At 73.7% G+C, this 21,317-nt stretch carries 20 protein-coding genes; 3 read left to right on the forward strand and 17 right to left on the reverse strand.

Annotated elements, in window-relative coordinates; all coding sequences use genetic code 11:
- Window positions 1-8 precede the first annotated feature (8 nt).
- From IE217_RS14060 to IE217_RS14130, 14 genes are all read right to left on the reverse strand, one after another.
- Entirely contained in the window at window positions 9-755 is a 747-nt protein-coding gene (locus tag IE217_RS14060; RefSeq protein ID WP_190178163.1) for a sirohydrochlorin chelatase, read from the reverse strand.
- A 6-nt stretch (window positions 756-761) separates the two neighbouring features.
- On the reverse strand, window positions 762-1,676 hold the full coding sequence (locus IE217_RS14065; RefSeq protein ID WP_190178164.1) for an ABC transporter permease: 915 nt from the start codon (window positions 1,674-1,676) through the stop codon (window positions 762-764).
- Window positions 1,663-2,448, reverse strand: a complete 786-nt coding sequence (locus tag IE217_RS14070; RefSeq protein WP_190178165.1) for an ABC transporter ATP-binding protein — start codon at window positions 2,446-2,448, stop codon at window positions 1,663-1,665. Before IE217_RS14070 ends, IE217_RS14065 begins: the two co-directional genes overlap by 14 nt.
- Window positions 2,449-2,484: 36 nt before the next feature.
- Entirely contained in the window at window positions 2,485-3,597 is a 1,113-nt protein-coding gene (locus IE217_RS14075; RefSeq protein WP_190178166.1) for an aliphatic sulfonate ABC transporter substrate-binding protein, read from the reverse strand.
- A gap of 232 nt (window positions 3,598-3,829) precedes the next feature.
- Window positions 3,830-5,164, reverse strand: a complete 1,335-nt coding sequence (locus IE217_RS14085) for a sulfate adenylyltransferase subunit 1 (RefSeq protein ID WP_190178167.1) — start codon at window positions 5,162-5,164, stop codon at window positions 3,830-3,832.
- 2 nt (window positions 5,165-5,166) lie between these two features.
- Window positions 5,167-6,111: a sulfate adenylyltransferase subunit CysD gene (gene cysD / locus IE217_RS14090; RefSeq protein WP_190178168.1), complete on the reverse strand. Its 945-nt coding sequence runs from the start codon at window positions 6,109-6,111 to the stop codon at window positions 5,167-5,169.
- Window positions 6,108-6,644 carry an adenylyl-sulfate kinase gene (gene cysC / locus IE217_RS14095; protein ID WP_229865283.1) on the reverse strand — a complete coding sequence of 179 codons (537 nt, stop codon included), beginning with the start codon at window positions 6,642-6,644 and terminating at the stop codon, window positions 6,108-6,110. Before cysC ends, cysD begins: the two co-directional genes overlap by 4 nt.
- 26 nt (window positions 6,645-6,670) lie before the next feature.
- Window positions 6,671-7,381, reverse strand: coding sequence for a phosphoadenylyl-sulfate reductase (locus tag IE217_RS14100; protein WP_190178170.1), 711 nt, complete (start codon window positions 7,379-7,381; stop codon window positions 6,671-6,673).
- Window positions 7,378-7,563, reverse strand: a complete 186-nt coding sequence (locus tag IE217_RS14105) for a hypothetical protein (RefSeq protein ID WP_190178171.1) — start codon at window positions 7,561-7,563, stop codon at window positions 7,378-7,380. Before IE217_RS14105 ends, IE217_RS14100 begins: the two co-directional genes overlap by 4 nt.
- The gene (locus tag IE217_RS14110; protein WP_190178172.1) at window positions 7,560-9,254 is read right to left on the reverse strand and encodes a nitrite/sulfite reductase; all 1,695 of its coding nucleotides are present in this window, start codon (window positions 9,252-9,254) and stop codon (window positions 7,560-7,562) included. The genes IE217_RS14105 and IE217_RS14110 overlap by 4 nt, the downstream gene beginning before the upstream one ends.
- Window positions 9,255-9,597: 343 nt before the next feature.
- Window positions 9,598-10,176, reverse strand: a complete 579-nt coding sequence (locus tag IE217_RS14115; RefSeq protein ID WP_190178173.1) for a GNAT family N-acetyltransferase — start codon at window positions 10,174-10,176, stop codon at window positions 9,598-9,600.
- Between the two features lie 72 nt (window positions 10,177-10,248).
- Window positions 10,249-11,607 (reverse strand): hypothetical protein, encoded by a 1,359-nt coding sequence (locus IE217_RS14120; protein ID WP_190178174.1) that lies wholly within the window; start codon window positions 11,605-11,607, stop codon window positions 10,249-10,251.
- Between the two features lie 261 nt (window positions 11,608-11,868).
- Window positions 11,869-13,158: a GAF domain-containing protein gene (locus tag IE217_RS14125; protein WP_229865284.1), complete on the reverse strand. Its 1,290-nt coding sequence runs from the start codon at window positions 13,156-13,158 to the stop codon at window positions 11,869-11,871.
- A gap of 370 nt (window positions 13,159-13,528) precedes the next feature.
- Window positions 13,529-15,163 carry an acyl-CoA dehydrogenase family protein gene (locus IE217_RS14130; protein WP_190178176.1) on the reverse strand — a complete coding sequence of 545 codons (1,635 nt, stop codon included), beginning with the start codon at window positions 15,161-15,163 and terminating at the stop codon, window positions 13,529-13,531.
- A 112-nt stretch (window positions 15,164-15,275) separates the two neighbouring features.
- Here IE217_RS14130 and IE217_RS14135 point away from each other — a divergent pair, with 112 nt between their 5' ends.
- Window positions 15,276-16,436 (forward strand): YihY/virulence factor BrkB family protein, encoded by a 1,161-nt coding sequence (locus IE217_RS14135; protein ID WP_190178177.1) that lies wholly within the window; start codon window positions 15,276-15,278, stop codon window positions 16,434-16,436.
- A gap of 70 nt (window positions 16,437-16,506) precedes the next feature.
- Window positions 16,507-17,196, forward strand: coding sequence for a helix-turn-helix domain-containing protein (locus tag IE217_RS14140; protein ID WP_190178178.1), 690 nt, complete (start codon window positions 16,507-16,509; stop codon window positions 17,194-17,196).
- On the opposite strand, the gene IE217_RS14145 is transcribed toward IE217_RS14140, so the two are convergent.
- The 3 genes from IE217_RS14145 to IE217_RS14155 all read right to left on the reverse strand — a co-directional run bounded on the left by IE217_RS14145 (window position 17,176) and on the right by IE217_RS14155 (window position 19,483).
- Window positions 17,176-17,580, reverse strand: coding sequence for a VOC family protein (locus IE217_RS14145; RefSeq protein ID WP_190178179.1), 405 nt, complete (start codon window positions 17,578-17,580; stop codon window positions 17,176-17,178). The genes IE217_RS14140 and IE217_RS14145 overlap by 21 nt on opposite strands.
- An 84-nt stretch (window positions 17,581-17,664) precedes the next feature.
- Window positions 17,665-18,294, reverse strand: a complete 630-nt coding sequence (locus IE217_RS14150) for a VOC family protein (protein WP_190178180.1) — start codon at window positions 18,292-18,294, stop codon at window positions 17,665-17,667.
- 160 nt (window positions 18,295-18,454) lie between these two features.
- A complete protein-coding gene (locus IE217_RS14155; RefSeq protein ID WP_190178181.1) occupies window positions 18,455-19,483 on the reverse strand; it encodes a hydroxyacid dehydrogenase in 1,029 nt (342 codons plus the stop codon).
- Window positions 19,484-19,769: 286 nt separating this feature from the next.
- Between IE217_RS14155 and IE217_RS14160 the strand changes: the two genes are divergently transcribed.
- Window positions 19,770-21,305, forward strand: a complete 1,536-nt coding sequence (locus IE217_RS14160; RefSeq protein WP_229865285.1) for a carboxylesterase/lipase family protein — start codon at window positions 19,770-19,772, stop codon at window positions 21,303-21,305.
- The last annotated feature ends 12 nt before the right edge of the window (window positions 21,306-21,317 follow it).

Raw genomic sequence — 21,317 nt, forward strand, 5'->3', positions numbered from 1 at the left:
GACCCGCCTCACGCCCCCAGCGCCGTGAACACCGGCCGCCGGGCCGCCTCGTAGCGTCGCAGGAGCAGCTCCACCACCTCCGGGGACGGGCCCAGGACGGCGGACAGGACGTCCGCGTCCGCCTCGGCGGCGCCGCGGGCTATGCGGTCGGGGAGGCGGCCCGGCGCCAGTACGTACGGGGCGACCGCCACCTTCTCGCAGCCCAGCCGGCGCAGTTCGCGGACCGCGTCCTCGGTGCGGGGGAGGGATGCGGAGGCGAACGCAGGCCGCACGGCGCACCAACCGGTGTGCCGCCACTCCCGCGCGATTTCTGCGATCACTGCGATCGCCTCCGGGTCGGAGGACCCCGCCGAGGCCAGTACGACCCCGGTCGAGGACTTGTCGGCGGGGGACAGCCCCGCCTCGTACAACCGGCGTTCCAGGGCCGCCGTCAGCAGCGGCGAGGGGCCCAGCACGTCGGCCTGACGGATCCGCAGCCGCGACGGCGCCTCGCGCAGTACGGCAGGGATGTCCGACTTGGCGTGGAAGGCGCGGGTCAGCAGCAGCGGCAGCGCCACCACGTCGCGCACGCCCTCGGCGGCCAGGGACTCCAGCACGCCCGGCACGGAGGGCACGTTGAAGTCCAGGAAGCCGGTCTCCACCCGCAGCCCGGGCCGCACGGCCCGCACCCCGCGCACCAGGGCGTGCACGGTCGCGGCATGGCGGGGATCACGGCTGCCGTGGGCGACGACCAGGAGAACGGGCTGCTGGGACATGTCGGTTCAGCTCTTCACGAGGAGGCCGCGGCTGCGCAGCACCCACCGCTCCAGCGGACTGAAGATCAGCAGGTCGATGGCGATGCCGACGAACAGGATCAGGACGATGGCCTCGAACACCATCGACATGGAACTGGCGTTGCGGCCGTTCTCCAGCAGCGCGCCCAGACCGATGCCCAGGTCGGGCGAGGAGGCGATGATCTCCGCCGCCATCAGCGAGCGCCAGGAGAACGCCCAGCCCTGCTTCAGGCCCGCCAGGTAGCCGGGCAGCGCGGCCGGCAGCACGATGTGCCAGGCGCCCCGCACCCCCGTGGCGCCCATCGTGCGGCCCGCCCGCAGGAACAGCGGCGGCACCTGGTCGATGCCGGAGACCAGCCCGTTGGCGATGGAGGGCACCGCGCCGAGCAGGATCACCGCGTACATCATCGAGTTGTCCAGGCCCAGCCAGATCACCGCGGGCGGCACCCACGCCACCGACGGCAGCGACTGCAGCCCCGACAGCACCGGCCCGATCGCCGCCCGCACGAACTTCACCCGGGCCACCAGCAGCCCCAGCGGGGTGCCGATGGCCAGGGCGAACAGGAAGCCCAGCAGGCCGCGCGAGACGGACGTCCAGATGTAGCCCAGCAGGTTGCCCTGGAGCCAGGCGTCCTTGAACTCCGCGCCCACGTCGGCAGGCGAGGGCAGCTTGGACGGGTCGTCGACGATCTTGAAGGAGATCAGCCCCTGCCAGAGCACCAGCACCACGGCTACCGCCACCAGCGGCGGCAGCACCTTGCCGACCAGTGTCTGCCGGACGGTCGTGCCGCCGGGGGGCGGCAGTTCCAGGGCGTCGAGCCCGGCCTCCACGCCGTCAAGGCCGGCGCCCGGCGCTGTGTCCCGCGGCGTCTTCGCCGCCGGATTCGTCTCAGTGCTGGCCATGGCGGCGGATCTCCCCACGCAGGACTTCGGTGATCTCCAGGGACAGCTCCGCGACCGGCGCGTCCTCGATGCGGCGCGGCTGCGGGATGTCCACCGTCCACTGCCGGGCCACCCGCCCGGGACGGGACGACAGCAGCACCACGCGCTGCGCGAGCCGCACCGCCTCGCGCACGTTGTGCGTCACGAACAGCACGGAGACGCCCGTCTCCTGCCAGATCCGGGTCAGCTCGTCGTGCAGCACGTCCCGCGTGATGGCGTCCAGCGCCGCGAACGGCTCGTCCATCAGCAGCAGGTTGCTCTCCTGGGCCAGCGCGCGGGCCATCGCCACGCGCTGGCGCATACCGCCCGACAGCTCGTGGACGCGCTTGCCGTACGCGCCCTTCAGCCGGACCAGCTCCAGCAGTTCCTCGGCCCGGCCGCGCCGGTCCGGCTTCGCCACGCCCCGCAGTTTCAGGGCGAGTTCTATGTTCTTGCCCGCGGTCAGCCACGGGAACAGCGCGTGCTCCTGGAACATCAGTGCCGGGCGGCCGTCGGTCGTGATGGACCCGGCGGTGGGCCGGTCCAGGCCCGCCACCAGGTTCAGCAGCGTCGACTTGCCGCACCCCGAGGCGCCCAGGAGCGTGACGAACTCGCCCGGCGCGACATCGAGGCTGATGTCGTCCAGGACGAGCTGCTGCCCACCCGGTGCCGCGAAGGACTTCGAGACGTGCTCGAGACGTGCCGCGTGCTCGACGGCCTCGGCGCCGGCGGCCTTGGCGAGGGTCGTGGCCATGGTCGTCACCTCCTGGGAACTGTTCGGCTACGGGCTCTACTTGACGCCGAGTCCGGCGTCGGAGACGGCCGGCTCGCCCTCGGCCTTCAGGACCTTGTTCAGCAGGGTCAGGTCGTAGATGCCGTCCAGCTTCGGGTCCTTGAGCAGGCCGGCCTTCACGGCGTGCCGCGCCTCGGTGTCCAGCGTGGCGGCCAGCGGGTCGTCGGTGATCCGGATGGACTTCCACGCCGGGTCGAGGACGTTGGCCGGCAGCGCCTTGCCCGAGTCGGCCGCCAGCTGCTGGTTGGCCGCCTCCTCCGCCGCGTCCGGGTTGGCGTTGATCCACTTGTTGGTCTCGACCGAGGCCCTCAGCACCGCCTCGACGGCCGCCGGGTGCTCCTTGAGGAACTTCTGCGACACGATGATGTTCGTGATCACGAACTTCTTGCCCTGCCACAGCGACGACTCGTCCAGCAGCACCTTGGCGCCCTCGGCGACCAGCTTGGACGCGGTCGGCTCCGGCACCCACGCGCCGTCGATGGAACCGGACTTGTAGGCGTCCGGGGTGACCTTGTTGTCGGTGCGGACCACCGACACGTCGCCCTTGCCGCTCTGCGCGTCGACCTTCCAGCCGCGCTCCGCGATCCAGTTGAGGAACGCCACGTCCTGGGTGTTGCCGAGCTGCGGGGTGGCGATCTTCTTGCCCTTGACGTCCGCAAGGGACTTGATCTTTTGCGGGTTGACCACCAGCTTGACCCCGCCGGAGGCCGAACCGCCGATGATCCGCAGGCTCTTGCCGCCGGACTTGGTGTAGCCGTTGACGGCCGGGGAGGGGCCGAGCCAGCCGATGTCGATGGAACCGGAGTTGAGGGCCTCGATCTCGGACGGGCCGGCGTTGAAGACCTGGTACTTGGCCAGGGTGGCCCCCAGCGACTTCTGGAAGAAGCCCTTCCGCACGCCCACCAGCGCGGTCGCGTGGGTCAGATTGCCGAAGTAGCCGATCTTGACGGAGTCCAGTCCGTCGGTCTTCTTGGCCCCGGCGGCGACCTTCTGGCCGGGGCCGTCGTCCTTGGCCTGGGAGCCGTAGCCGCAGGCGGCGAGGGCGAGCAGGGGGAGCGCGGCGGCCACGGCGAGGCCGCGGCGGAGCAGGGGCGATCGTTTGGCAGGCACGGGAGGTGTTCCTCTCGGAGGCCCGGCGGTCACGGTCTCTCAGGTCGTGGCCGGGAGGTCGGCAGGTCTTCGTCGCAGCCGGGACGGCGGGCGGGGGGTGAGGGCGCGCAGGCAGTGCGCGTACGTCAGCGCGCACATCGGGCCACCCCGCCCTGTCCGCTGCCGAGGGCGCCGCTGCCGACGCGGCCGCCCTCCTTGGCGAACGTCGAGTAGATGTCGGTGGGGTTCACGTTCAGAAGTCCCACCCGTCGTCCTCGGCGGCGTCCTTGACCGGCTCGGGGGCGGCGAAGGACTCGCCGACCATGCCCGCGGTCAGGGTGGTGCCGTCGCTGGGGTCGATCAGGATGAAGGAGCCGGTGCGGCGCGAGTCGGCGTAGGAGTCGACCGGCAGCGGCTCGGCGGCGCGGATCTTCACCCGCCCGATGTCGTTGGCGGCGAGCCGGCCCGGGTGCGGGTGCAGGGACAGGTCGTCGAGGGTGAGCCGGGAGGGGATGTCCTTGACGATCGCCTTGACGGTCCGGGTGCCGTGCTTGAGCAGCACCCGGTGGCCCACGGTCAGCGCCTGGTCGGCGACGTGGCAGACGGTCGCCTCCACGTCCTGGGTGGTGGCGGGGGCGTCCTTGGCGGGCACGATCAGGTCGCCGCGCGAGACGTCGATGTCGTCCTCGAGCAGGAGCGTCACCGACTGCGCCGTCCAGGCCACGTCGACCGGCTCGCCGAGCAGGTCGATGCCGGAGATCCGCGTGGTGCGGCCCGAGGGCAGCACCACGACCTCCTCGCCGACGCGGAAGGTGCCGGCCGCGATCTGGCCCGCGTAGCCCCGGTAGTCGGGGTGCTCGGCGGTCCTCGGCCGGATCACGTACTGCACGGGCAGCCGCGCGTGGCAGTGCGCCAGGTCGTGGCTGACGGGCACGGTCTCCAGGTGCTCCAGGACGGTCGGGCCGCCGTACCAGTCCATGTTGGCGCTCGGCTCCACCACGTTGTCCCCGGCGAGCGCGGAGATCGGGATGGCGGTGACCTCGGGGACGCCCAGTTCGGTGGCGTACGCCGTGAACTCCTCGGCGGTCGCGGCGAACACGGGCTCCTCGTAGCCGACGAGGTCCATCTTGTTCACGGCGAGGACCACGTGCGGCACGCGCAGCAGGGCGGCGATCGCCGCGTGCCGGCGGGTCTGCTCGACGACGCCGTTGCGGGCGTCGACGAGGATCACGGTGAGCTCGGCGGTGGAGGCGCCGGTGACCATGTTGCGCGTGTACTGCACATGGCCGGGGGTGTCGGCGAGGATGAAGCGGCGGCGCGGGGTGGCGAAGTAGCGGTAGGCCACGTCGATGGTGATGCCCTGCTCGCGCTCGGCGCGCAGGCCGTCGGTGAGCAGCGCGAGGTCCGGGGCCTCCTGGCCGCGGCTCGCCGAGGCGCGCTCGACCGCCTCCAGCTGGTCGGTGAGGACCGACTTGGAGTCGTGCAGGAGCCGGCCCACCAGGGTGGACTTGCCGTCGTCGACGGAGCCGGCGGTGGCGAACCGCAGCAGCGTGGTGGCCGCAAGCTGCTCGGTGGTGATCGTGCTCATCTCTAGAAGTACCCCTCGCGCTTGCGGTCCTCCATCGCGGCCTCGGACATCTTGTCGTCGGCGCGGGTGGCGCCGCGCTCGGTGAGGCGGGAGGCGGCGATCTCGGCGATCACCTTCTCGATGGTGTCGGCGTCGGAGTCGACGGCCCCGGTGCAGGACATGTCGCCGACCGTGCGGTAGCGCACCAGGCGCTTCTCGACGCTCTCGCCGTCCTTGGGGCCGCCCCACTCGCCGGGAGTCAGCCACATGCCGTTGCGGGCGAACACCTCGCGCTCGTGGGCGTAGTAGATCGCCGGCAGTTCGATGCCCTCGCGGGCGATGTACTGCCACACGTCCAGCTCGGTCCAGTTGGACAGCGGGAAGACGCGCACGTGCTCGCCGGGCGCGTGGCGCCCGTTGTAGAGGTTCCACAGTTCGGGCCGCTGGCGGCGCGGGTCCCACTGGGAGAACTCGTCGCGCAGGGAGAACACCCGCTCCTTGGCCCGCGCCTTCTCCTCGTCGCGCCGCCCGCCGCCGAAGACGGCGTCGAACTTCTCGGCCTGGATCTTCTCGGTCAGCGGCAGCGTCTGCAGCGGGTTGCGGGTGCCGTCCGGGCGCTCCTTGAGGACTCCGCGGTCGATGTAGTCCTGCACCAGGGCCACGTGCAGGCGTAGCCCGTGCTGCCGCACGGTCCGGTCGCGGTACTGGAGCACCTCCGGGAAGTTGTGCCCGGTGTCCACGTGCAGCAGCGCGAACGGCACCGCCGCCGGGGCGAACGCCTTCAGCGCCAGGTGCAGCATGAGGATGGAGTCCTTGCCGCCGGAGAAGAGGATCACCGGGTTCTCGAACTCGCCCGCCACCTCGCGGAAGATGTGCACCGCCTCGGACTCCAGCGCGTCCAGGTGGGAGAGGGCGTACGGGCTCGAGGTGCCCTCGCCGTCCTGAGTGACCTTGGCGACGGTCGTCATGCCAGTCCCCTTTCGCCGAGCAGGGCGTACACCGACGCCGCGGACTCCTGCACGCTCTGGTGCTGCGACTCGATCCGCAGATCCGGCGCCTCGGGCTCCTCGTACGGGTCGTCGACGCCCGTCAGCCCGGTCAGCTCGCCGGCGGCCTGCTTGGCGTACAGGCCCTTCACATCCCGTACGGAGCACACCTCGACCGGGGTCGCCACGTGCACCTCCACGTACGCCGTGCCGTTCTCCTGGTGCCGCTTGCGTACCGCGTCCCGGCTGTCGGCGTACGGCGCGATCACCGGGACCAGCGCCAGCACGCCGTTGCGGGCGAGCAGTTCGGCGACGAAGCCGATGCGCTGCACGTTGGTGTGCCGGTCCTCGCGGGAGAAGCCGAGGCCCGCGGAGACGAACTCGCGGATCTCGTCGCCGTCGAGCACCTCGACGCGGTGGCCCTCCGCGCGCAGCCGGCCCGCGAGTTCGTGCGCGATGGTGGTCTTGCCGGCGCTCGGCAGACCCGTGAGCCAGACGGTGGCTCCGGTTCTCACGTGTGTCTCCTGAATCTGTGTCATCGTCAGCCGTGCAGCCCGCACTCGGTCTTGGCGCTGCCCGCCCAGCGGCCGGCCCGCGCGTCCTCGCCCTCCAGCAGCCGCCGGGTGCAGGGCTCGCAGCCGACCGAGCCGTAGCCGTCCATCAGCAGCGGGTTGGTCAGTACGCCGTGCTCGGAGACGTAGGCGTCCACGTCGTCCTGGGTCCAGCGGGCGATCGGGGAGATCTTCACCTTGCGCCGCCTGTCGTCCCAGCCGACCACCGGGGTGTTCGCCCGGGTGGGGGACTCGTCGCGGCGCAGCCCGGTCGCCCAGGCCTGGTAGCCCTTCAGGCCCTCCTCCAGCGGCTGGACCTTGCGCAGCCTGCAGCACAGGTCGGGGTCGCGGTCGTGCAGCCTCGGGCCGTACTCGGCGTCCTGCTCGGCGACCGTCTGCCGCGGGGTGAGCGTGATGACGTTGACGTCCATCACCACCTCCACCGCGTCGCGGGTGCCGATGGTCTCCGGGAAGTGGTAGCCGGTGTCGAGGAACACCACGTCCACGCCCGGCATGGCGCGGGAGGCGAGGTGGGCGACCACCGCGTCCTCCATCGAGGAGGTGACGCAGAACCGCGCGCCGAAGGTGCTCGCCGCCCACTGGAGGATCTCCAGCGCGGAGGCGTCCTCCAGGTCGCGGCCGGCCTGCTCGGCCAGCGCCTTCAACTCCTCGTCGGTGCGCTCTTGCTGAGCCGTCGTCATGTCTGATCGTCCCCTCCGTCGCCGGTGGCCCGCTGGAACCCCCGGGCCAGCAGCCCGAGGAACCTCAGCTGGAAGGCCCGGTTGCACGCCCCGCATTCCCACGCCCCGTGCCCTTGCTCACCGGGACGCAGGTCCTCCTCGCCGCAGTACGGGCAGTAGAAGGGCGCGGCACGCTCGCTCACGACAGCGCCTCCTCGGAGGCCCGCGCCGCCCAGGCGGCGAAGTGCTCGCCGTCCTGGCGCTCGGCCTGGAAACGCTTGAGCACCCGCTCGATGTAGTCGGGCAGCTCCGCCGAAGTCACCTTCAGACCGCGGACCTTGCGGCCGAAGGACGGCTCCAGGCCCAGGGCGCCGCCGAGGTGGACCTGGTAGCCGCCGACCTGGTTGCCCTGGTCGTCGGTGACCAGCTGGCCCTTGAGGCCGATGTCCGCGGTCTGGATGCGGGCGCAGGCGTTGGGGCAGCCGTTGATGTTGATGGTGAGCGGCTCGTCGAACGTAGGCAGCCGGCGCTCGAGTTCGTCGATCAGCTCGCTGCCGCGCTCCTTGGTCTCCACGATGGCGAGCTTGCAGAACTCGATGCCCGTGCAGGCCATCGTGCCGCGCCGGAACGGGGACGGCTTGACCCTGAGGTCCAGCGCCTCCAGGGCGTCGACCAGGGAGTCGACCCGGTCCCCGGGCACGTCGAGGATGATCATCTTCTGCTCGACGGTGGTGGACACCCGGCCCGAGCCGTGCTCCTCGGCCAGTTCGGCGACCTTGGTCAGCAGCGAGCCGTCCATCCGGCCCACGCGCGGGGCGAAGCCGACGTAGAAGCGGCCGTCCTTCTGGCGGTGCACGCCGATGTGGTCGCGCCACACCCGCGCGGGCATCTCGGGGGCGGGGCCGTCGGTCAGCTTGCGGCCCAGGTACTCGTCCTCGACGACCTGGCGGAACTTCTCGGCGCCCCAGTCGGCGACGAGGAACTTCAGCCGGGCCCGGTTGCGCAGCCGCCGGTAGCCGTAGTCGCGGAAGACCGAGGTGACCGCCTCCCACACCTCCGGCACGTCCGCCTCGGGCACCCAGGCGCCCAGCCGCACGCCGAACCTCGGGTTGGTCGACAGCCCGCCGCCGACCCACAGGTCGAAGCCGGGGCCGTGCTCGGGGTGGACCACGCCGACGAAGGAGATGTCGTTGATCTCGTGGGCGACGTCGAGCAGCGGGGAGCCGGAGACGGCCGTCTTGTACTTGCGCGGCAGGTTGGAGAAGCGCGGGTCGCCGATGTAGCGGCGGGCGATCTCCTCCAGCGCGGCCGTGCCGTCGATGATCTCGTCCTCGGCCACCCCGGCGACCGGGGAGCCGAGCATGCCGCGCGGGCAGTCGCCGCACGCCTCGGTGGTGGACAGGCCGACCGACTCCAGACGTTCCCAGATGGCGGGCACGTCCTCGATGCGCACCCAGTGGAACTGGATGTTCTGCCGGTCGGTGATGTCCGCGCTGCCGCGGGCGTACGTCTGCGAGACCTCGCCGATCACGCGGAGCTGCTCGGTGGTGAGCCGGCCGCCCGTGACGCGCACGCGCATCATGAAGTACTCGTCCTCGAGCTCCTCGGGCTCCAGCAGACCGGTGCGGCCGCCGTCGATCCCGGGGCGGCGCTGGGTGTAGAGGCCCCACCAACGGAAGCGCCCGCGCAGGTCGTTGGGGTCGATGGAGTGGAAGCCGCGCTTGGAGTAGATCGTCTCAATGCGTGTCCGCACATTGAGACCGTCGTCGTCCTTCTTGAGCTGTTCGTTGCCGTTGAGCGGGGTCAGGTGCCCCGCGGCCCACTGTCCCTCGCCGCGGTGACGGCTCACCTTGCGGCGGGGCGCGACGGAGTGTGACGAAGAGGCGGCGGCCATGGTCGATACGTCCTTCGGGACAGCGGGGAATACGGCTTTGACCTGCGTGGACGCAGGCGCATACGGCATCGGCCGGACATGCGCCTCATCGCGCTGCAGGCAAGGAAAGCAGGGGGGAACGCGGCGGTGCTGGGCGGATCAGCTCGCCGGACAGATGGCGCTGGACATGCGGCCGTGGTCGACGTGCCGTCGGCTCACCAAGGCGATTCCAGTTCCAGACATGACGGCAGCGTGGCACGACGATCTGGACACAGTCCAGCTTCGTCCATCATGCGGACACCCTTGTCCCGGACTGTGGGACAAGGGTGTCGTCGATCACATGCCGCGGGAGCCGCCGCGGCCGTCAGGGTCGGGCGGGGTGAGCCCCCGGCCACGGGCCCGGGGTGGGCACCTCCGGCTCCTCCTCGACCTTGGTGTCGAACAGGCGGAATCCGCGCCGCTGGTAGTTGTCCATCGCGTGCTCGCCGTCCTTGCTGCACGTGTGCAGCCACACCCGCTTCGTCGTGGCCAGCCCCGGCCAGCGGTCCGCGAGGTCCCAGGCGCGGGCGGTGCCGTACGACAGCAGGTGCCCGCCGATGCGGCGGCCGCGGAAGTTCTGGATCAGGCCGAAGTAGACGATCTCCACCACCCCGTCGTCCTGCGGCTCCAGTTCGACGTAACCGGCGGGCGTGCCCCGGTCGTAGGCCACCCACGTCTCGACTCCCGGACGCTCCAGGTACTCGCGCCACCGCGCGTACGTCCAGCCGAGCCGGTCCGTCCAGCGGATGTCGCCGCCCACCGAGGCGTACAGGAAACGGCTGAACTCGGGGGAGGGCACCTCGGCACGGACGATCCGCACGTCCCCCTCCGGTGCGGTGGCCGGCAGGAGGTCGGTCGGGGCGGTCTGCTCCAGGGACCAGGTGGTCACGGCGATGTTCGTCATGCCGGCCAGGGAATCATCCGGGCCGGGTCCGTGTCGACGCAGGTCCAGGGGGTGAACGCCGGCACGGGCCGGCTACCGCCGCAGCGCCCGGTCGACGGAGGACAGGGGCAGGGCGAACAGCGTGCGGCCCGAGACGGACCACAGCTCGCCGGTCTGGGGCCAGTAGGACAGGGAGCCGGTGCCCTCGCCCCAGCAGCGGTGGGTGTCCTCGGAGCCGCACTCGGGCGCCCGTGCGCCGCCGAGGTCCTGCCGCCACAGCGTGCCGCGGGTGCCGTGCGGGCCGGCGGGCCTGGACAGGTACCAGGCGGCGTGCCCGGCCGGGTCCGTGAGCCTGGACAGCACCCCCCGCACGTCCTCGGCCTTCGTCTCGTAGGCCTCGCCCGCGATCACGGTTCCGGCGGAGTCGGCGACCAGCAGCCCGGAACGGGCCGGGTCGGGGCTGAAGTAGTAGCGCCACAGTCGGGTGTGCCGGCCGCCGCCCGCCGGGGCGGCCTCGCTGGCGACCAGGCTGTCCGGCGCGGAACTGCGGTCCAGCGACAGGCCCGTGGGACACGGCATTCCGGCGGCCGCCCGCCCGGCCGCGCCGTCGGGACCGTCGCAGGTCCCGCCGGTCGGGCGGTAGGAGGCCACCGCGGGCAGCACCCAGCGGTAGCCGTGCGCCGACCAGCCGCCCGGCACCCTGCCGATCGCGTCGCTGGTCACGGTGGCGCGCTGGATGCGGTCCAGGTCGTAGACGTACAGCGCGTCGCGCTCGCCGCCGGAGGTGGTGACGAGCAGTTTGTCCCGGTACCAGGTCATCCCCGACACGTGCGAGACGAGCCCGCGGTAGTCGCGTCCGCCGTCGACGGGGACGGCGAGCAGAGCCCAGGTGTACGTCAGGCGGGCCGGGTCGTCGGCGTCGACGAACGCCACCCGGGCGAGCCCGCGGTCGCGGGCGTCGTCCCCGCTGTCCGTCCAGCCGGACAGGATCACCCGGTGGCCGCCCCAGCGTCCGTCCGCGGAGGCGTCCCCGGAGGTGGTCACCGACTCGGGCTGCCACTGCCGGGCCGCGGCGTCGGCGGTGTCCCAGCAGTAGGCGCGGGTGGCCGCCGGCTCGACGGGCAGCGCGTCCTTCTCCTCGCCGGTGCAGGCGCGCTCGTCGCGCAGCGTGCGGTCGGCGCTGTCCAGTACGGCTCCGACGCCGGCCGGCTTGCCCATCGCGGCCTGGAGCCGGTCGAGCCAGAGCTGCGGCACCGGCTGCTCCGTCAGGCGCAGCCGCCCCAGTTCGGCGGGCGAGGCGATCCGCTCCAGGGCGCCGGGGTTGTCGGCGACGGTGGCCTGGGAGGTGCTGATCAGCGTGGCGGCGGCGGTCAGGGCGAGGGCGGTTCCGGACAGGACGGCCCGTACCGCCCTGCCGCGCCTGCGCCGCCGGTGTCGGCCGCGTTGCTTCATACAGCCCCCCTTTTCAGGGCTCGGTTCGCCTCCGGGCGCCCCCGCCGCCCCTGGCCCGGCCGGGGCGGTCCAACTGCGCCGGGTGATCCGTACGTTGACCGAGGCACAGGTGGGGTGACCCGCAGGCGATACTACGGCAGTCCGGCGCGTCGCAGGACGAAGACCCCGCAAATATGCGGAAGATGCCACCCGGGGACCAGTCGGGGCAGGGCGCCCACCGGCGCGTACCGCTCCTCGGACCCCACCGCGGCCCACCACCGGTCACGGCACGTCGGAGGGCGTGCGCCCCTCCCGCACCGCGGGCGCGGCCGAGTGCGGCAGCAGGTCGCGCGGGTCCGCCGGCAGCACCACGTCGACGTGGGCGCTCTCCGCGAAGCGGTACGGCCGGTGCTCCAGGAGCGCCCCGAGATAGCGCCGTACCCGGGACATCTCCGCCCGGACCGTCACCCTGCGCGCCGGGTCCCCGAACACCTCCCCGGCCAGCGCGGCCGCGCTGCGGCCGCCGCGGTGCACGGCCAGCAGGTACAGCAACTCCGCGTGCCGTGGACTCAGTTCCTGGGTCCACGAGCCGGCCGGGCCGGACACCGTGACCGACCAGCGGCGCGGCCGGGACACGTCCAGCACCACGCGCGCCGCGCCGTGCGGGGCCGGTTCCCCGTCGGCGCGGATCAACCAGCCGTCCGCCAGCGGCTCCAGGGCGCACAGGCCGACCGCGGGCAGCCACCGGCACCCGGCCGAGGGCGACTTGGGCAGCGCGATCCGGGCGGTGTACGGCATTCCGGACACCGCGGCGGTCCAGCCGTCCCGGTCCACCACCGCCGCCCGGCCGCCCAGCCGGGCCAGGACGGGCGCCGCCACCGCGCGCAGCCGCTCCAGGGACGCCACATGGGACTCCCGCAGCCGCGCCTCGGCGAGCTTGGCCACCGAGTCCACCCAGGCCAGCGTGGCCGGGTGCATGGTCTCCAGCGGGCCGCTGACATCCACCACGCCCAGCAGCCTGCCGTCGCGCGGGTCGGTGATGGGGGCGCCGGAGCACGTCCACAGGGCCTGCGAGCGCACGAAGTGCTCGGAGGCGAAGACCTGCACGGGCCGGCGCACCACCGCCGGGGTGCCCACCCCGTTGGTGCCGACGACCTCCTCCCGCCAGTCGGCCCCGAGTTCGAGCCCGATCGTGTCGGCCCTGCGCAGCACCGCCGGGCTGCCCTCCCGCCACAGCACCCGGCCGTCCTCGTCGGCGACCACCATGATGTGGTGGGCGACGTCCGCGGCCGACAGCAGGCCCTCGCGCAGCACCGGCAGCACCTGGGCCAGCGGGGAGGCCTCCCGGCGGCGCTCGACCTCCTCGCGGGTCAGCAGCCGGGACCTGAAGTCGCGGTCGGGGTCGACGCCGCTGCGCAGCATCCGCTCCCAGGACTGCCCGATCACCGGGCGCGGGGCGAGGCGGGAGGGCTTTCCGGCCAGCGTCGCCGAGCGCAGCTCGCTCAGTATGCGGGCCGTCCGTGCCGTGTCGACGGCGGCCAGCCGTGCAACGTCCACCGGCGCTTTCGCCACTGCGTCCTCCCACCGAACGGACCCCGGACCGCGCACCACGGACAACCGGTTTCCCCCAGCCGCTCCTTCCACGCCGGCACATGTGCCGGCTGTCCGGTTCATACTGCCGTCCCGGGCCGGCGGACGGGCGCAGTCCGGTCACCCGGGCGGGCGAGTTGCAACCCCCTGCAACCCTGGTGAACTGGCCCGCGCTGCCTGAGACTTGGTCAGCGTCGCTGCGTGCGGCACACGTGGCCGTCAAGGGCCAGTGAGCGGGGGTGGTGCCGTGTCGGCGCAGCACCACCCCCGTGCCCGTCCGAAAACCGCGCTCGTCCCGCCCGTACCGGCCCGCCGGAAGGGCGGTCGGGGGCGAGCGGTTTCTGCCAGATCCTCAGACCCGCGGACGCGCCCGGTCCACCAGTGACTTGAGGTTCAGCGTGTGCGGCAGCGAGCCGAAGGTGGCGCCCCGGTCGCCGCCCAGCCGCGAGGCGCAGAACGCGTCCGCGACCTCCGCCGGCGCGTACCGCACGAGCAGCGCCCCCTGGAGCACCAGCGCGAGCCGCTCGACCAGGCGCCGGGCGCGGGCCTCGACGCCCTCCAGGTCGGCGAGTTCGGTGAGCAGGTCCTTGATCGCCCCGTCCAGCCGGTGGTCGGCGCCGCGCGCCCGGCCCACCTCCGTCAAGTAGGCGTCGAAGGCCTGCGGTTCGCGCCGCAGCGCCCGCAGCACGTCCAGCGCCTGCACATTGCCGGCGCCCTCCCAGACCGAGTTGAGCGGCGACTCGCGCACCAGCCGGGGCATCTGGGACTCCTCCACGTACCCGTTGCCGCCCAGGCACTCGGAGGCCTCCACCGCGAGGGGCGCGCACCTCTTGGCCACCCAGTACTTGGCGGCCGGCACCGCTATCCGCAGCAGCGCGAGCTCCCGCTCGCCGCCGTCGTCGTAGGCCGCCGCGAGCCGCAGGGCCAGCGTCGTGGCCGCCTCCGACTCCAGCGCGAGGTCGGCCAGCACGTTGCGCATCAGCGGCTTGGCGGAGAGCGGGCCGCCGAACGCCTCGCGGTGGTCGCAGTGGTGCACCGCCTGCGCCACCGCCTGCCGCATCAGCCCCGCCGAGCCGAGCACGCAGTCCAGCCGTGTCGCCGCGACCATCCCGATGATGGTGCGCACCCCGCGCCCCTCCTCGCCGACCCTGCGCGCCCACGTCCCGTCGAACTCGACCTCGGCCGAGGCGTTCGACCGGTTGCCCAGCTTGTCCTTGAGCCGCTGGATCAGGAACACGTTGCGCGTGCCGTCCGCCAGCACGCGCGGCACCAGGAAGCACGTCAGCCCGCCCGGCGCCTGCGCGAGCACCAGGAACCCGTCCGACATCGGCGCCGAGCAGAACCACTTGTGCCCGGTCAGCTCGTACGTCCCCGCCTCGGCGAGCGGCCGCGCCGAGGTCGTGTTGGCCCGTACGTCGCTGCCGCCCTGCTTCTCCGTCATCCCCATCCCGAACAGCGCGCCCGCCTTCAGGTGCGCGGGGCGCAGCTCACGGTCGTAGACCGTCGAGGCCAGCCGCGGCTCCCACTCGGCGGCGAGCTCCGGGTCGGCGCGCAGCGCGGGCACGGCCGCGTGCGTCATCGACAGCGGGCACCCGTTGCCCGCCTCCACCTGCGTCCACACCAGGAAGGCCGCCGCCCGCCGCACATGCCCCGCCGGGCGCGTCCAGGCCGAGGTCAGGCCCGCCGAGACGCCCTTGCCGAGCAGCCGGTGCCAGGCCGGGTGGAACTCGACCTCGTCGACCCGGTTGCCGTAGCGGTCGTGGGTGCGCAGCCGGGGCGGGTTGTCGTTGGCCTGCGCGCCCCACTCCTGCACCTGCGCCGAACCCGCCGACCGGCCCAGGGCCCCGAGCTCGCCGCACACCTCCTCCAGCAGCTCCTCGCCGACGTGCCGCCGGACCGCCTCGACCAGGGCGCGGTCGGCCGCGAAGACGTCGTATCCGGCCAGGGGCGGCGCCTGGTTGGTCACGGTGTGGGTGCGCACTGCCATGCAACGGAACCTACCCCGCGGTTCGGCCCCCGGTCACCCGGCCGGTGTCCTGCCTGGTCGCCGCGCCCGGCCGGGGGAGAGACAGCGGCCCCGGCAGGGATACCTTTGGGTCGTGCAGTCAGCCAGTGAAACCCCCGACAGGCCCTCCGGCCGCCTCCACCGGGCGCGGGCCCTCTACCGGAACGTCTCCAAACGCCGGACCGCCTGGCTGCTGCTCAAGGACACCGTCAACTCGTGCGTGGAGTACCGGATCCTCGGCCTGGCCGCCGAGGCCGCCTTCTTCTCCCTGCTGTCCGTGCCCCCGCTGCTGCTCAGCCTCATCGGGCTGCTCTTCTACGTCGACAGCTGGACCGGCGCGCACACGATAGCGAGCCTGGAGCGCAACATCCTGGACGCCTCCCGCACCGTCCTGTCCGACCAGGGCGTCAAGGAGATCACCCAGCCGATCCTGCGGGACGTCATGAAGGGCGGCCGGCCCGACGTGATCTCCATCGGGTTCGTCATCGCCCTGTGGTCGGGCTCGCGCGCGGTGAACGTCTTCATCGACACCATCACCGTCATGTACGGCCTCGACGGCGTCCGCGGGATCGTGCGCACCCGGCTGCTGGCCTTCTGGCTGTTCGTCGTCGCGCTGGTGGTCGGCTCGATCGCGCTGCCGCTGATGGTGGCGGGGCCGGACGCGGTGGTGCGGGTGGTGCCCTGGTCGACGACCGTCGTCCAGGTCCTGTACTGGCCCGTGGTGATCGTCCTGTCCGTGGCCTTCCTGACCACGCTGTACCACGTGTCCGTGCCCGTGCGCTCCCCGTGGATCGAGGACGTGCCCGGCGCGCTGGTGGCCCTGGCCATGTGGGTGGTGGGCAGCTTCCTGCTGCGCATCTACCTCACCAGCACCGTCGAGGGCCCGACGATCTACGGCTCGCTGGCCGCGCCCGTCGCCGTGCTGCTGTGGATCGGCGTGTCCGCGTTCGCGGTGCTCGTCGGGGCCGCGGTCAACGCCGCCATCGACCGGGTCTGGCCGGCCGCCGCGACCGCCGCGGCCCGCGCCGCGAACGAGCGGGTGCGCGAGGCCCAGATCGCCGAGTACGTGGCGCGGGCCGCCGCCGCGCGGGACAGCGACCCCGACGACCCCGACATGCCCTCGGAGTTCCCCGAGCGCTGGTCGCGCTTCCTGCCCCCGGAGGACGTGACGGCACGGCTGCGCGCCCATGTGAAGGCCGCGCAGGCGCGCAGCCCGCACAAGGACGAGCCAAACGGCTCGCCGCCCCGCAATTAGCGGACGCGGGCACCGGGACGGCGCCCCGCGGGAGTTCCCGCGGGGCGCCCGCCGTGCGTAGCCTTGCCGGGTGTACACGGAACGTCCCTCCCGGCTGCCCGGCGCGGTGGTCTGGCGCAACACACCCGGGCCCGCCGGGGCGCGGAGCGTGGTGCTGCCCGACGGGTGCATGGACCTGATGTGGTGCGAGGGGCGCCTGCTCGTCGCGGGCCCCGACACCCGTGCGTACGACCCGGGGCCGCCCCGGCGGTGGGCGGGCGTGCGGTTCTTCCCCGGCACGGGGCCGGCCTATCTCGGTGTGCCCGCGCACGAGCTGCGCGACCGGCGCGTCGACCTGGCCGATCTGTGGCCGGCCCCGAGGGCCGGGGCGCTGCGCGCGCGGCTGGACGCCTCCGACGACCCGGCCGCCGCGCTGGAGGAGGTGGCCCTGGCGCGGGCGGCCGAGGTGACCGAGCCCGATCCGCTGCTGCGGAGCCTCGTCGCCGCCCTCGGCGCGGGCCGGCCGGTCGCCCGGACCGCCGACGACCTCGGCCTCGGCGTGCGCCGCCTGCACCGCCTGTCGCTCACCGCCTTCGGGTACGGCCCCAAGACCCTGGCCCGCGTACTGCGGCTGCAACGCGCGCTGGCGCTCGCCCGGGCCGGCGAGCCGTTCGCCTCGACCGCCGCGCGGGCCGGGTACGCCGACCAGGCCCACCTGGCCCGGGACGTGCGCGACCTCGCGGGGATGCCGCTGGGCGAGCTACTGGGCGGCCGCCGGTAGCGGCGCGAACAGGTCCACGCCGTTGCCGTCCGGGTCGTGCAGGACGGCGTACCGGTGGCCCCAGAAGGCGTCCCAGGGCTTGAGTTCACCGTGGTGGCCGGCGCCGGTCATGTCCTCGTACACGGCGTCCACGTCGGCGGGCGAGTCGCAGGCGAAGGCGAGCGCGGCCCGGCCGCCGGTGGCCGGCGGCCGCCAGGCGGGGTGGAAGGAGCGGACCGTCTCCTCGGTGTCGAGCATCAGCCGCAGCCCGCCGGGCAACCGGGCCTCGACGTGCGGCTCCCGCTCGGCCCCCTCGGGGAACACCAGCCCGAGACGGCGGTAGAAGGCGACAGAGGCCGCCATGTCGGAGGCGACCAGCCCAATGGCATCGAATCGTGCAGTCATACGGGCCACGGTAGGCGGGCGACGGACCCAGGTCTTGAACGAATCGGACACGCCCGGACCGGGCACCGCGCGGCTCGGGCGGCCTCAGCCGAAGCTCACCGGTCCGAGCGGGGTGTCCAGCGTGAAGGACAGGCCCACCGGGCCCCGCTCGACCGCCAGGTCCGCCTCCACCGCCGCGAGGAGCGGGCGGATCCGGTCCGGGTCGGGGGCGCTCGCGGTCAGGTCCAGCAGGCCGGTGACCGGCAGGCCGGCGTCCGCGGGGTGGGGGGACGTGCCCCAGTCGATCAGGAAGGGCACCAGGCCGGAGGGGTGTCCGGCGCCGTCGGTGAGGCGCCACCGCAGCAGGGTGCCGTCCGGGCGGCGTCTGCTCATCTCCCGTACGCCGCCCGGTTCGTGACCCCGGGCCCGCGCGGCCGCCACCGCCGCGTCCAGGCCGCGCACCGCGATCGCCCAGGTGACCGTCCGTGCGGACGGCAGCGCGTCCACCCCGAAGGGCCGCGGCCCCGCCGGGCGCGGCTGCTCCGGATCCGGCCCGATGATCTCCAGGTACCGGCGACCGCCCAGGCCCACGAGGAAGTTCCGGGTGCCGAGCCCCACATGCGCTCCGCCGGCCACCGGGGTCACTCCGGTGCGCCGCGCGAACTCGGCGACCGTGGCCGCCAGATCGGGAGTGGCCAGCACGATGTGGTCCAGCCGCGCGGGAACGGGATCCATCCCCCGAGGCTACGCGTTCGGCCCCCGGACCGGCCCGCCCGAGGACGCTTCTTCCGGGTCCGGTCTTCCGGGTCGGGCGGTCTCCGAGTCGCCCCGCCTCCCGGCCGGCCCGGGCGGGGTCCGGTGCGTGCGGCTGCGAGACGGAGGACGGCGGCGGCGCCTACGCCACCCGGGTCAGGTCGGCGCGCCGCACGAGGTGGGCCGGCGGCAGGCCCGCCGCCAGGCGCTCCAGTTCCTCCGCGACCGTGAGCCCCAGCCGCTCCAGCTCGTTGCCGAGCGAGCCCGCGATGTGCGGGGTGAGGAAGACGTTGGGCAGCGTGAGCAGCGGGGACCCGGCGGGCGGCGGCTCGGGCTCGGTGACGTCCAGGACCGCCCGCAGCCGGCCGGAGACCAGCTCGCGGGTGAGGGCGTCGTGGTCGACCAGCGCGCCCCGCGAGGTGTTGATCAGCACCCCGCCGTCCCGGATCAGCGCCAGCCGGGGGCCGTCGAGCAGACGGCGGGTCCCGGGGAGGTCGGGGGCGTGCAGGGTGACGATGTCACTGCGCCGCAGCAGCTCCTCCAGCGCCAGCGGCTCCGCACCCAGCGCGGCGGCCTCGGCGTCGTCTACGTACGGGTCGTGCAGCAGCACCTCGAAGTCGAACGGCCGGAGCAGCTCCAGCAGCCGCCGGCCCACGCGGGAGGCGCCGATCACGCCGATGCGGCGGCCGTGGTTGCCGACGCCCGCCGTCTCGGCCGGGGAGAGGGGTGACCGCGTGGCGCGGTAGCGCTCGCGCAGCGCGAACGCGTCCTTCCCGGCGAGCAGGATCATCCCGAGGGTGTACTCCGCGACCGGCAGCGCGTTGGCGGCGGCCGCGGTGGACACCGCGATCCCGCGGTCCCACAGTTCCGCGCCGACCAGCGCCCGCACCGAGCCCGCCGCGTGCAGCACGGCACGCAGCCGGGGCGCCGCCGTCAGCGTCCCGGCGCCGAGGTGAGGGCAGCCCCAGCCGGTGATCAGCACCTCCGCGTGGGCCAGCCGCTCCGCCACGGCGGGGTCGCCGACGCGGCTGGGGTCCCGCACCACCACGCCCGGATCGGCGTCGGCGGTCCGGCGCAGCCGCTCCATCAGGCGCGGCGGGAACAGCCGGGGCAGATGCACGGGATCCATGGCGAACACGGCTCTGACCTGCTGCGCCTCGGCACTGGGCATGGTCCCCCCGGGAGATGGGTAGAAAGCGCCTTCCACGGTAGGTCCACGCCCCGGACCGGGCAATCGCCCCGGCGGAATACCCGCGGTCAGTGTGATGCTGTGGTGGTAGCCGGTGCGTGAGTGCGCCGAAGGGCCGGAAGGGCTGGTGGGACGCATGAGAGAAGACCGCGCGGACCGGACAGGCCGAGCAGCCCCGATCGGCCAGGCGGACCAGGCAGGCCGAGCAGCCCCGATCGGCCAGGCGAGCCGAGCAGCCGGAACGGGCCAGGTGAATCAGGCGAGACCCGTGGTCAGGACCCCCTACGGGGCGGTGCGCGGCAGGTACGAGCACGGCGTGGCGGTGTTCCGCGGCATTCCGTACGCGGCGCCCCCCTTCGGCCCCCGCAGGTTCCGGCCGCCCGAGCCGCCCGAGCCGTGGGACGGGGTGCGCGAGGCGGTGTCCTTCGGCCCGACCGCGCCGAAGCCGCCGTACTCGGAGGCGTTCGCCCAGTACCTGTCCGACCCCGTGGTCCCCGGTGACGACTGTCTCAACCTCAACGTGTGGACGCCCGCCCCGGACCCGGGCGCCCGGCTCCCGGTCCTGGTCTGGCTGCACGGCGGGGCGCTGACCCGGGGCTCCTCCGCGGTGCCGGTCTACGACGGGCACGCCTTCGCCCGGGACGGGATCGTGTTCGTCTCGGTCAACTACCGCCTGGGCGTGGAGGGTTACGGCCTCTTCCCCGACGCCCCCGCCAACGCCGGACTGCGCGACCAGCTCGCAGCCCTGCACTGGGTGCGCGAGGCGGCCGGCGCCTTCGGCGGCGACCCCGACCGGATCACCCTGGCCGGGCAGTCGGCCGGGGCCATCAGCGTCGGCGCCCTGATCGCCGCCCCGCAGGCCCAGGGCCTCTTCCGGCGGGCCGTCCTGCAGAGCGGGCCGCCCGAGGCCTCCGACCGGGACAAGGTGCGGCGGATGGTGCGCCGGATGGCCACCCGGCTGAAGGTGCCCGCCACCGCCGAGGCCTTCGCCGCCGTCGACCGCGAGCTGCTGCTGCGCACGCAGGCCGAGGTCGGCCGGCTCAGCAGCCCGGTCCTCGGGGGTCCCGCCTTCGGCATCGTCGTCGACGGCGACCTCGTCCCGCGCGACCCGCTGGAGGCGCTGGCCGACGGCGACGCGGCGCGGGGCGCGGACCTCCTCATGGGCTGGACCCGTGACGAGTACCGGCTGTGGCTGGTGCCGGGCGGTCTGCTGGAGCGCGTCGACCGGCTCGGCGCGGTCGCGCTGGCCGGGGCCATGGCCCGCTGCCACTGCGGCCACGAGGTCGTACGCGGCTACCGCGCCCTGGACCCGCGGGCCGGCACCGCCGAGACCGTCGGCCAGCTCGTCACCGACCACCTGCTGCGCCGCCCCCTGCACCGGCTGGCCGACGCGCACCGGGGACCGTCGTACGTCTACGAGTTCGCCTGGCCCTCGCAGCTGCCCGGCCTCGGCGCCTGCCACGCGCTGGAGCTGGGGTTCGTCTTCGACACCGGGGACGTCCCGGACTCGCGCAGACTCGCCGGCGAGGGCGCCCCGCAGGAGCTGGCCGACGCGATGCACACGGCCTGGGTGCGCTTCGCCGCCGAGGGCGACCCGGGCTGGCAGGCGTGGGACGCGCGGCACCCCGTGCGGGTCTTCGGCGACGGCGAACCGCGCACGGCGTACGGCCCGCGCGACGCGGAGCTCGCCCTGTGGACCCTCGCCCCCACCGCGGCCCCGACGGACGGCGCCCCCGCCCGCTCCGCGGAACTCCGCTCGGTGATCCGCCGCCTGCGCCGCTCCGGCGGGGTGCGCGGCGGCTGACCGGCGGGGCCG

The sequence above is a fragment of the Streptomyces naganishii JCM 4654 genome (assembly GCF_014650575.1).
Taxonomy (GTDB): Bacteria; Actinomycetota; Actinomycetes; order Streptomycetales; family Streptomycetaceae; genus Streptomyces; species Streptomyces naganishii.